The organism is Candidatus Poribacteria bacterium, assembly GCA_009839745.1.
Taxonomy (GTDB): domain Bacteria; phylum Poribacteria; class WGA-4E; order WGA-4E; family WGA-3G; genus WGA-3G.
Map to the genome: position 1 here is coordinate 1 of VXPE01000097.1, position 10661 is coordinate 10661.

7 protein-coding genes are annotated in these 10661 nt (G+C 48.4%); 6 read left to right on the forward strand and 1 reads right to left on the reverse strand.

From position 1 onward, the window contains the following. Nucleotides 1-75 precede the first annotated feature (75 nt). Nucleotides 76-1464: a class II fumarate hydratase gene (gene fumC, locus F4X88_15190; GenBank protein MYA57631.1), complete on the reverse strand. Its 1389-nt coding sequence runs from the start codon at nt 1462-1464 to the stop codon at nt 76-78. A 417-nt stretch (nt 1465-1881) separates the two neighbouring features. On the opposite strand from fumC, the gene F4X88_15195 reads away from it, so the two are divergent. The 6 genes from F4X88_15195 to F4X88_15220 all read left to right on the forward strand — a co-directional run bounded on the left by F4X88_15195 (nt 1882) and on the right by F4X88_15220 (nt 10406). After that, a complete protein-coding gene (locus tag F4X88_15195) occupies nt 1882-2934 on the forward strand; it encodes a hypothetical protein (protein ID MYA57632.1) in 1053 nt (350 codons plus the stop codon). A 97-nt stretch (nt 2935-3031) separates the two neighbouring features. Continuing rightward, nucleotides 3032-3703, forward strand: coding sequence for a hypothetical protein (locus F4X88_15200; GenBank protein ID MYA57633.1), 672 nt, complete (start codon nt 3032-3034; stop codon nt 3701-3703). After that, entirely contained in the window at nt 3675-4850 is a 1176-nt protein-coding gene (locus F4X88_15205) for a CapA family protein (protein MYA57634.1), read from the forward strand. Before F4X88_15200 ends, F4X88_15205 begins: the two co-directional genes overlap by 29 nt. A gap of 99 nt (nt 4851-4949) precedes the next feature. Beyond that, a complete protein-coding gene (locus F4X88_15210; protein ID MYA57635.1) occupies nt 4950-6908 on the forward strand; it encodes a hypothetical protein in 1959 nt (652 codons plus the stop codon). A gap of 219 nt (nt 6909-7127) precedes the next feature. Next, the gene (gene lon / locus F4X88_15215; protein MYA57636.1) at nt 7128-9545 is read left to right on the forward strand and encodes an endopeptidase La; all 2418 of its coding nucleotides are present in this window, start codon (nt 7128-7130) and stop codon (nt 9543-9545) included. A 69-nt stretch (nt 9546-9614) separates the two neighbouring features. Then, nucleotides 9615-10406, forward strand: coding sequence for a LamG domain-containing protein (locus F4X88_15220; GenBank protein MYA57637.1), 792 nt, complete (start codon nt 9615-9617; stop codon nt 10404-10406). Nucleotides 10407-10661 lie beyond the last annotated feature (255 nt).

A 10661-nucleotide genomic window follows, 5' to 3' on the forward strand; every position in this document is an offset into this window, starting at 1 on the left:
AAATGGCACTTCTGTGAAGTTGTGTTTTACAAACAGTTATTTAGCACAAGTCGTTTTTTTTACAATTTGCTATGATTAACCTAAATTCGGCCGCGTCATTTCTCCCGGCAAAACAAGTTCATCAAACGCCTCACCTGTCAGTACCTCAAGGGCAATAGCCGCCTCACGCAGCGTGCTTCCGTGTTCATGTGCATACTGCGCAACCTTTGCCGCTTGATCATATCCAATATGCGGGGTCAACGCTGTTACAAGCATCAGTGATTCTGAGAGGTGTCGCCCTATCGTTTCAGTATTCGGCACGATGCCTTCGACACAATTCTCGCGGAATGACTCACACGCATCACCAAGCAGTTGTATAGATTGTAAAGCGTTATATGCCATCACAGGCATAAATACATTCAGTTGCAATGCCCCATTTGCACCGGCGAATGCCAAAGTCGTATCATTCCCCATCACCTGTGCACACACCATCGTGACGGCTTCACACTGTGTCGGATTTACCTTTCCCGGCATAATCGAACTTCCGGGTTCCATCTCAGGTACCTGCAATTCACCGAGTCCACACCGAGGTCCCGAAGCGAGCCATCGGATGTCGTTGGCGATCTTAAATAGAGCCACCGCCAGTGTTTTCAAGGCACCGCTTGCGCTCACAACGGCATCTCGGCACGCGAGTGCCTCAAACGCGTTTGGTGCGCGTTTGAGTGCATAGCCTGTTGTTTCTGATAATTTTGCCACGACCCGTGCTGTATAGTCGGGATGTGTATTCAACCCTGTCCCAACGGCTGTTCCACCAATTGGAAGTTCAGAGAGATGCGGCAGCACGGCATTGATGCGTTGTTCTGCAGCGGCGAGTTGTTGTGTGTAAGCACTAAATTCCTGTCCGAGTGTAAGGGGTGTCGCATCCATCAGATGTGTGCGTCCGATCTTAACAATCTCTGCATAAGCGGATGCCTTTTCTGCAAATGCCGATCGCAGCCGTGTCAGACGCGGCAAAAGATGCTCTTGAATCTGCCGGGCCATTGACAAATGGATGGCAGTCGGGAAGACATCGTTTGTGGATTGGGACTTATTGACATGGTCGTTCGGATGGATCGGGTCTTTACTTCCCAACTCGCCCCCAAGCATCTCAATTGCCCGATTCGAGATGACTTCATTGACATTCATATTCGTCTGGGTTCCACTACCTGTCTGCCAAATACGGAGCGGGAAGTGATCGTCTAATGTTCCATCAATAACTTCTTGTGCTGCGTCGCTGATGGCTTCGGCAAGCCGGTTTTCGAGCAGACCGAGGTCTGCGTTGACCTGTGCTACTGCTTGCTTGATGGTACCGAGTGCCCATATCGCAGCACGCGGCAAGCGTTCTTCACCAATCTTAAAATTTTGGAGCGCACGTTGTGTCTGTGCCCCCCAATATCGGTCGTCTGGGACGTGAAGTGTCCCCATACTATCTGTTTCCGTTCGCATTTTTTAATTTTACCTTGCGGTTGGGTGAGGGTGGTTGTGTCAAAGACGTTCCTTTTCGTATACTTAGTGAAAACACCGAAGCAAAAACCCTGCGTGTTTTTGATAGGGTGTTTCTGCGTATTGTTGTAGGCTACGTTTTTTTATTAAGAAAAGACACTTCGCCGCCCGCCTCCCTCGACTCCTTTCAATTTTAATTTTAGTATTATACCACAGAAAAACCAAGGTGTCAAAAAACAAACGTAACGCGGACCAATTCGTCCACTAAAAATTTGCTATTTCGTTTTAGACATGGTATAGTTAAAGGATAAGTAAGTCGTTTTGGCGAAAACATGAAACGAAACCCGTAGCCTGCAACAATACGGAGAGGCACCTCAGTCATTAAACCTATCTGACCGAACCGCAAGGTAAATTTAAAAAATGGATTCAACATTAACCAATCCGTATCTGACGAATGCTTTAACAGCACCACCGCCGCAAAGTTATCGCTACGCACGCTGGCGAGAGCGGGGGTATCACCCCGACCTGCGTCCGATTTCACCGGACGGCGAATGTGGAACGCTGATAGGACAGATGGGCTGGGTCGGGGCGCATGCGCACACCCACCAATATTTGTGGGCGACTGCTGGCAACATGGGGGCAGTTTTAACTGAAACGATCGAGGATGTATGCCTCATCCCTTACAATGCATCACCGCGCTACCAATTACCACCACAGATTGTTGTTAAAGGTTTGGCTGGCCGACACGTCCTGCTCACAAAGTCGGGTTCTCGTTTGGACATGATTGGTATTGAACATCCTGCCCTCAATTTAACGCTTATTGAAGTTGAACCCGATGGTGTACACTATCGCATGCGCTTCGGTACACCGGACCAGGCGACCTTAGCCTTGAATCCAGAGGGTATCGCGCCTCCAGCCCCCACGAGTGAAATGTTCCATTATCTTCTTATTTTCGAGCAGTTAGAAAGGCAGGGGTTTAACGCACTTGTGCACTTGCAACCGAAGTTTTTGAATCTTATTTCGCGGACAGAACATGGTGCCCCTGACAGGTTTTATAACTTCCTCAGAGGATACGAACCGGAAACGCCTATAATATACGATGAATCCAGCGGTATCGGGTTTGTGGAAGAGAAGGCACCTGGCATCCCAGAGTTATCTTATGAAAGCCTACGACTTTTCCAGAACGGCGGGAACGCCGAACGGCATATCCTTTATTGGGTGGGACACGGAACGTTTTCGCGAGGCAAAGATCTCCTTGATGCTTACAAACACGCAGAGTATTTTGAAGCAGCAGCACGGATGGCATGGGAAGCAAATCAACAACGTGTTGATGCTCAAGCCTATACGGAAGAGATAGTCAGTTGTATCTTACGCGAATTTAATGCAAATCGTGAGGCATCCACCCAATCAGATGTTGGGTTTGAAGATGTCGAGACACCGATCCGATCCGACAACGTCTATAATTATCCGTAGCGTCAGTGGTCAGTTCAGAGACAGTTTGGTTAAATCAGATACTTCTGTAACTGATAACTATAAAGCTGCTATCCATAGAAACGGAGGAACGATATACATGCAAAACCCGATAGATGTCCAAGACTTGGAGCATGACAGTGTGGAGCCTGAGGAAGATCCAGCGCGCGATCAGCTGGAGGCGCACCTCCGTGAGAGCATAGTCGGGAGGTATATCAGGAGTTACAACAGGCGTTTGCGCACACTCAACCAAGAATTAGAAAACATACAGCAGCAGGTTGATGACAAACTCACTGGTATAGATCGACACGTTTCCGAGGAAATCGCAGCGGTCAAAACCGATATTCGCAGCCTGTCCGACCAACTTGGCGGCGAAGATTTAGGGTTAACGTTAGAAAAAATTGAGGGACTCATTGATGCGAAGCTTGATGCAAGGCTTGACGGGATTACTGCCCGCAGCGAGGCTGACCTTCAGAAATTGTCAACCTTAATTAACGATTTCGCCAGTGAGTTTCAGAAACAGATTGATCGACTCAGCAATGAGATGAAACTCTTGCGAGAGCAGGCGCGCCGAAATCAGGAGTCTTTACGCACAGAGTTAGTTTCTGAAACCGAAACCCTTGAAACTACCAAAGTCGATCGGTTAACCTTAGCCGAAACTCTCATTATGCTTGGGATGAAATTGAAAGATGATGACTTGCTGAATGAATTCGGAATAAATCTGGACTTCGACGAAGGCTTAGATGGAAACTCGGAAAATGACGAAAGTTAAGCATACTGTTATAATCATTCTTCTGATGCTTTCCGCTGGAATGAGCAGTCAAATCGCAGCGGATGAATCAGTTCCCTCAGACGAGATTTCAGTTCTTGTCGTTGGTGATATTACGATCAGTAGTCGGATGACCGCATTGACTGAAAGCAAGGGTGCGGGTGTGTTTTTTCAGGGAACCGCTGATTTGATTCAATCTGCGGATGTCGCGACTGCTTCCCTGAACGCGAGCATCTCGGAAAGAGGTGAGCCGCGATACGGGATTGAACACCCCTTTCGGGCAGCACCGGGACTCGGCAGAGCCATTGCGAATGCAGGATTTGATGCTGTCTCCTTAGCCACTCCACATATAATGGATTTCGGTTTCGAGGCGTTGGCGGATACGATCACAGAACTGGAGTGGTATGATGTCAAACCGATTGGTGCTGGGACGAGTGTAGAAACCGCGAAACGACCGGCATGGGTATCCGTCAAGCGAGGGCAAACCGAAACCGCACAGGTTGCGTTGTTAGCCTATTACCGAGTGAATGAATTCGCGCGTTACACCGAGGACCCACTTGCCTATGCCGTTTACAGCGAAATGACAAATGCTGTCGAACGGATACGGACAAAAGCGGCACTCGTGGTTGTCTGGTTACATTGGGGAAGCAGAAGCGGCTCTACAGATGCGGCAATCGGCAGACAGCGAATTTTTGCCCACGCCCTCATCAACGCAGGCGCGGACATGGTGGTATGCCAGCAACTCCATACGTTTGGTGGTATTGAGTTGTATCAGGACAAACCGATTGTTTACAGCCTGTCAGATTTTATCTATGACGCTTACGATAAACAGCACTCACACATCGTTATCCCCAAGGCAACGTTTGACGCGAAAACACTGAAGTCAATTGAGTTAATCCCGATTTTGACAGATCCGCCAAAAACCGCAGTCCGTCCCGGAAAACCCAAGGAAAGCAGGGACGAGGTGACCTTGAAGAAACACCCAAGCAAAAACCCCCTACAAGTAGCCAATCAGTTTCCGAGCGTTCTAACTGGAAAGGCAGCGATAGACACCTTACAGAATTATCAGCGACGTTGCGCAGAACTGAAAACGGAGGTGTTCATAGAAGGCGAACGCGGGTGGATTCGATTTTCTAACCATGAACGTTAGAAAAAAGGATAAGTCCGTAACGAAGTGGCGGGTGGCTCCAGAGAGAAACAGGTCGAAGTCCAAACTCACGTCGTATAACCGCAAGGAACATTAGAAAATATGACAGGCAACACGGAGGATGTCGCGCGAAACTTGTTCAGAGGCGAACGTGGGTTAACGCCTAAAGCATTTCTCATCGCACTTCTCCTGATTCCTCTTAACGTTTTTTGGATTATCGAGTTGGAGGTTGTCCGTTATACACATCCGACATTAATTCATCCGCTGTCTAATGTCATTTTCATAATCTTTTGGCTCATGGTGTTCGGTGCAGTCTTGGGAAAATTATCCCCAAAACTGCGGCTAACACCGGCGGAATTGCTCACAGTTTATGTCATGTTGTGCATTGTTTCTTCGCTGTGTTCGCACGATATGATGGAGATCCTTGTCACTATCCTTGGGCATCCATTTCGGTTCGCAACGTCTGAAAATGAATGGCAGCAGCTTTTTTGGAAAGAACTTCCGACCTGGTTAACCGTTCAGGACCCGAGCGTCTTATCGGGGTATTATGAGGGGCAATCCAGTCTCTATCGAAAGACCCATCTTACCGCTTGGGCGGTTCCTGTGGTGTGGTGGACGGTTTTTATTCTCGTGTTGATGTTTGTTATGCTGTGCATCAACACACTGCTTCGTATCCAATGGACTGAGCGGGAACGGCTGACGTATCCAATTATTCAACTTCCGCTCGCGATGACGGAACCGAACACAAGTTTTTTCAAAAATAAGCTAATGTGGTTAGGTTTCAGTATTGCTGCAGCTATTAGCATCCTAAACCTACTTAATTCGATTTATCCAGCGGTTCCATATCTACCAGTAAAACGTCAAAATATCCATCAGTACTTCACCGGTCGTCCTTGGAATGCGATGGGGGGTGTGCGTCTCTCGTTTTATCCTTTTGCAATTGGGATTAGTTTCCTTATTCCACTGGACTTGCTTTTTTCGTGCTGGGCGTTCTATTGGGTGTATAAATTTGAGTTAATGGCAGGTAGTATTCTTGGAGTCCGGAATTTACCGGGGTTTCCTTACGCGGATGCCCAGAGTTTCGGGGCATATATGGTGCTTCTGGCGACCGCTGGATGGGTCGGCAGAACACATATCAAACGGATTTGTACTGGGGTGGTAGATGGATTCCGAGGCACGTCCCGGATAGAGATGCAGCGTGAGCCGATGCCTTATCACATCGCTTTCCTCGGTATCGTGTGCGGGATGCTATTTTTGTCCGTGTTCTCCTATAAGGCAGGCATGTCGCTTTGGGTAATTCCCATCTTTTTTGGACTTTACTTTCTGCTCGCGACAATGATTGCCAGACTTCGGGCGGAATTAGGATTCTTAGTTCACGATTTGCACAGAGTCGATCCACACGGGTTAATCGTGACAGCTTTCGGTACCCAGCGTCTGACAACGGGTACAAAAACGGTTTTTTCATTGTACATGTTCTTCAACCGAGCCTATCGAGCGCACCCGATGCCGCAAGAATTAGAGGCGTTGAAAATTTCAGAGCGACGACAGATCCGCCCACAGCATACCGCCGTGGCGATTGTCATTGCAACCCTCGTTGGCGCGATTGTTATATTCTGGCTACTCTTAGATAGTTACTACAGACACGGTGCAGAAACGGGTTATTACGGTCCCTGGGCATTAGGGTTCGGCAGAGGCGTTTATCGACAACTTGAAAACTGGTTGAATTATCCACAAGGCACGGATGTCCCCGCGCTTGCCTTTATGGGGGGTGGCGCAGGAGTCGCGCTTGGACTCATGTTATTGCGAACCCGTTTTCTCTGGTGGCCCCTGCATCCACTCGGCTATGCTATGGCAAACAGTTGGGGCATGTACAACCTCTGGAGTTGTCTCTTCGTCGCATGGATAGCAAAGGCGATTGTATTGCATCAAGGAGGGCTGAAAGCTTACAGACGTATGGTGCCGCTCTTCCTCGGACTTGCCCTCGGAGACTACATAAGCGGAAGTTTGTGGAGCATCGGTAGCATTCTTGCCAACACGACGCTATATCAATTCTGGCCCTGATGTTCTCCGACGGTGCGCCGTCGTCGTTCCGTATCAAGCGGTCAAATTGACCGATGAAATCATAATCCTTTTAAGACCGTGCCAGTTTGGCAGAAATTCAGTAGGAACGCCTGGTATTTCACGCAATTGTTATTGGCACAGATATTGCAGGTTGTCCGGTCAATAGGTCCAACGAATTCATACGTAACGACACATCTATATTAAAAAGGAGAAAAAAACATGGAAACCAAAGAGAAAGCAGAAAAAAACAGAGACGAAAATTCCAGTGAAGAAGAACTTGTACAGGAACTCCCCCTCCTTCCGTTAGATGACCTCGTCGTCTTTCCGTATATGCCGCCGGTGCCACCATTTCCGCCACACCACGTCGCGCTTACCGGAAAGATGGCAACCTCGGCTGTTGAACATGCGATGGAACATGAGCGGGTGCTTTGCATTTTTCGCCCGAAAAAGGAACTCTCTAAAGAGGACATCAAGGATCTTAAAAAGAGTAACTTCAGTCCAATCGGGAGTTTAATACACATTCTTCGATACAAAACTGACGATGAAGATGTGCTGTTTCTTGCAGTTGGACGCGAACGCGTTGAAATTGAGGATATCTTGCAGACCGACCCCTTCGTCAAGGTTCGGGTTAATATCCTGAGTGGTGATAATGAGGACCCTATTGGTAACCCAGAGATGGATCTGGAGGTAGAGGCACTTGTCCGCAGCAACGATGAAATGTTTCAACGCATCGTTCAGATGTCATCGCGCTACCAAGAGGAATACGGCAGCCTCACCAAAACAATGATTGATGAACCGGGGCGTCTTGCCGACTATATTGCTGCCATGCTGGATTTAAAGCCGCACGATAAGCAGCGCGTCTTGGAGGCGGTGTCTATCCAGGAACGTTTGAATACCCTCGCTGTCATACTCGCTAAAGAACTCGACCTCCATGAATTAGAAAGCAAAATCCAAAATAACGCACAAGCCGTCATTAACAAAGGACAACGTGAATATTATCTCAGAGAACAACTCAAAGCCATTCAGACGGAACTTGGTGAATCGGATGACCTCGGACTTGAAATTGATGAAATGCGGGAGCAGTTGAGCGAAACTGAAATGCCCGAGAAAGCGAAACACGCAGCGGAAAAAGAACTGAAACGCCTCTCTAAAATGCAGTCTTTCTCGCCTGAATCCACTGTCGCCCGAAACTATTTGGACTGGTTGTTAAATCTGCCTTGGTGTGTCAGCACGGAAGATGCTTTAGATCTCGCCGCGGCACAAGAAATCCTTGATGCGGATCACTACGATTTGGAAAAGGTCAAAGAGCGGATTCTGGAATATCTTGCGGTTCGCATGCTCAAAACCGATATGAAGGGACCTATCTTCTGTTTCGTTGGACCGCCGGGCGTCGGAAAAACCTCTCTCGGTAGGTCTATCGCTCGCTCGATGAACCGAAAATTTGTGCGTATCTCGTTAGGCGGTATGCACGACGAAGCTGAAATCCGTGGGCATCGACGCACTTACATCGGTTCAATGCCAGGGCGCATCGTCAAAGGACTCCGACAAGCCGAGTCGAACAATCCTGTCTTTATGCTTGACGAGATCGACAAACTCGGATCTGATTTTCGAGGGGATCCGGCGTCCGCACTTCTGGAAGTCCTTGATCCGGAACAGAATCATTCATTTACGGACAACTATCTTGATGTCCCGTTTGATCTTTCAAAAGTGATGTTTGTCACAACAGCAAATCAACTTCATACCATTCCACCTCCGCTACGTGACCGGATGGAGACCATAGAACTCCCCGGCTATACTGCCAACGAGAAGCAAATTATCGCCAAGCAGTATCTGATACCGCGTCAATTGAAAGAGAACGGATTGAAAGATGCGTTGATTGATATTAAGGATAAAGCGATTGACAAGGTAATCAGCGAATATACTCGCGAGGCGGGTGTCCGAAATTTAGAGCGCGAACTCGGGACCGTCTGTCGAAAAGTCGCACGTCGTGTTGCGGAGGGGAATACCGATCTGACAACCATCACGAGGAAGGACATTCAAGGTTATTTGGGACCAGCGAAGTTTGATTCTGAAATAGCGAGTCGTAAAGCCGATATCGGTGTCGCGACAGGGCTTTCTGTCACACCCGCCGGGGGTGAGATCCTCTTCATTGAAGTCGCTGCTACCAAGAAGATAAATGCTCAGACGCAAGTTCGTATTACGGGTCAGATTGGCGAGGTTATGCAGGAATCCGCACAGGCTGCCCTCAGTTATGTCAAATCCCAGTCTGATGTGCTTAAGTTTGATCCGAGTGTATTAGAAAACGACATTCACATTCATGTGCCAGCAGGAGCCATCCCTAAAGACGGGCCCTCGGCTGGTATTACAATTGCGACTGCCCTTGCTTCAATTGCCACACAGCAACAAATCAGTCCTGAGATCGCTATGACAGGCGAACTGACGCTCAGGGGAAGGGTATTACCTATCGGAGGCGTGAAGGAAAAAATTCTTGCCGCGAAGCAGGCAGGTATCAAAAAGGTGATCATGCCACAAGGCAACAAAAAACACTTCATTGAAGTTCCAGAAGACATTCAATCTGGTGTCGAGTTTCTATTTGTAGAACATGTCACCGAAGTCTTCACGGAGGTGTTCGCATGAGACGTATACCTGCCCTCGTTTTTGTAATCGTGTAATTCTCAACCAGAATCAACAACGGAGGACACAACGATGATAGATCTCGGGCGTTATTTCACATTCAGTTTTTCTGTATTGTTTTTGCTCGGCAGTCTCGTAACGCCAGCGTTGGGACAAGGCGAAAAAAAGGAAGCTTTGATCGGACACTGGACCTTTGAGGCAGGGGCTGAATTGGAAGATATGACGGGCCACTTTGGCGATATTGATCTCTTAGATGCCGATGTGAAGGATGGGAAATTGCATATCGGCAGCAATGAGTGGGCAATGACTACGGGCTATAAAGGCGATGACATCGGTCCCGATAAAACATTGGTAACATGGCTTTACTTAGACGATCTGAACGTCACAAGAGGTGCCACACTGGCGGTGAATAAAAGCAGTGGAGATACCTTTGACGCGATTGTCTATGCGGAACGACAACCGAAACGCTGGATGGCGGGTAGCAGCCACTTTAGACGCACACAGGATGCAATTCCTGGGTTTGAAGAAAAAGAGACAGGGAAGTTAATCCAATTGGCGATTTCGTATCAAGACGAGGGTGGAAACGCCAAGATTACGATATATAGAAACGGTGAGCGTATCGGTGGTTATACAATGGGACCGATCAGGTCTTGGGAAGCCGGCGACGTAGAAGCACTTTTCGGTCCGCGTGCCCTTATCGGTGGTACCGCCTACGGTTGGGTCGTCGCTCGCGTGGAAGATGCGAGAATCTACAACGCTGCTCTCAGTAAAAAAGAAATTAACAATTTGGTTGAGAACACGCTCGACATCCAGGCGCGTGGTAAACTCACGACGGTGTGGGGAAGGTTGAAGCTTACCGAATAGAACCTTGTTCACCGTTTTTTGTCAACCGCGCAACAATTTCTTGCACGGCACCCTCTGCACGCTCCCGAATCTGATCGGGTGTCAGACTCTGGATCGGATGAGGGACGGTGAGTGGTTCCAGCTCACTATGACCGAGGACTCGCGCTTGTACCTTACCTGCAGCGAAAAAGACTTCCGTACAAACAGCGACACTTGGAACTCCGCGTTCCTCTAAAGCACTTCCATCGTGCATACTGCACGATATACAAGACCCTC

What these genes read in the sequence shown, in the direction of transcription:
- F4X88_15200 (MYA57633.1), top strand. Translation starts at nt 3,032, where the DNA reads ATGCAAAACCCGATAGATGTCCAAGACTTGGAGCATGACAGTGTGGAG.
- F4X88_15195 (MYA57632.1), top strand. Translation starts at nt 1,882, where the DNA reads ATGGATTCAACATTAACCAATCCGTATCTGACGAATGCTTTAACAGCA.
- lon (MYA57636.1), top strand. Translation starts at nt 7,128, where the DNA reads ATGGAAACCAAAGAGAAAGCAGAAAAAAACAGAGACGAAAATTCCAGT.
- F4X88_15205 (MYA57634.1), top strand. Translation starts at nt 3,675, where the DNA reads ATGGAAACTCGGAAAATGACGAAAGTTAAGCATACTGTTATAATCATT.
- F4X88_15220 (MYA57637.1), top strand. Translation starts at nt 9,615, where the DNA reads ATGATAGATCTCGGGCGTTATTTCACATTCAGTTTTTCTGTATTGTTT.
- fumC (MYA57631.1), bottom strand. Translation starts at nt 1,464, where the DNA reads ATGCGAACGGAAACAGATAGTATGGGGACACTTCACGTCCCAGACGAC.
- F4X88_15210 (MYA57635.1), top strand. Translation starts at nt 4,950, where the DNA reads ATGACAGGCAACACGGAGGATGTCGCGCGAAACTTGTTCAGAGGCGAA.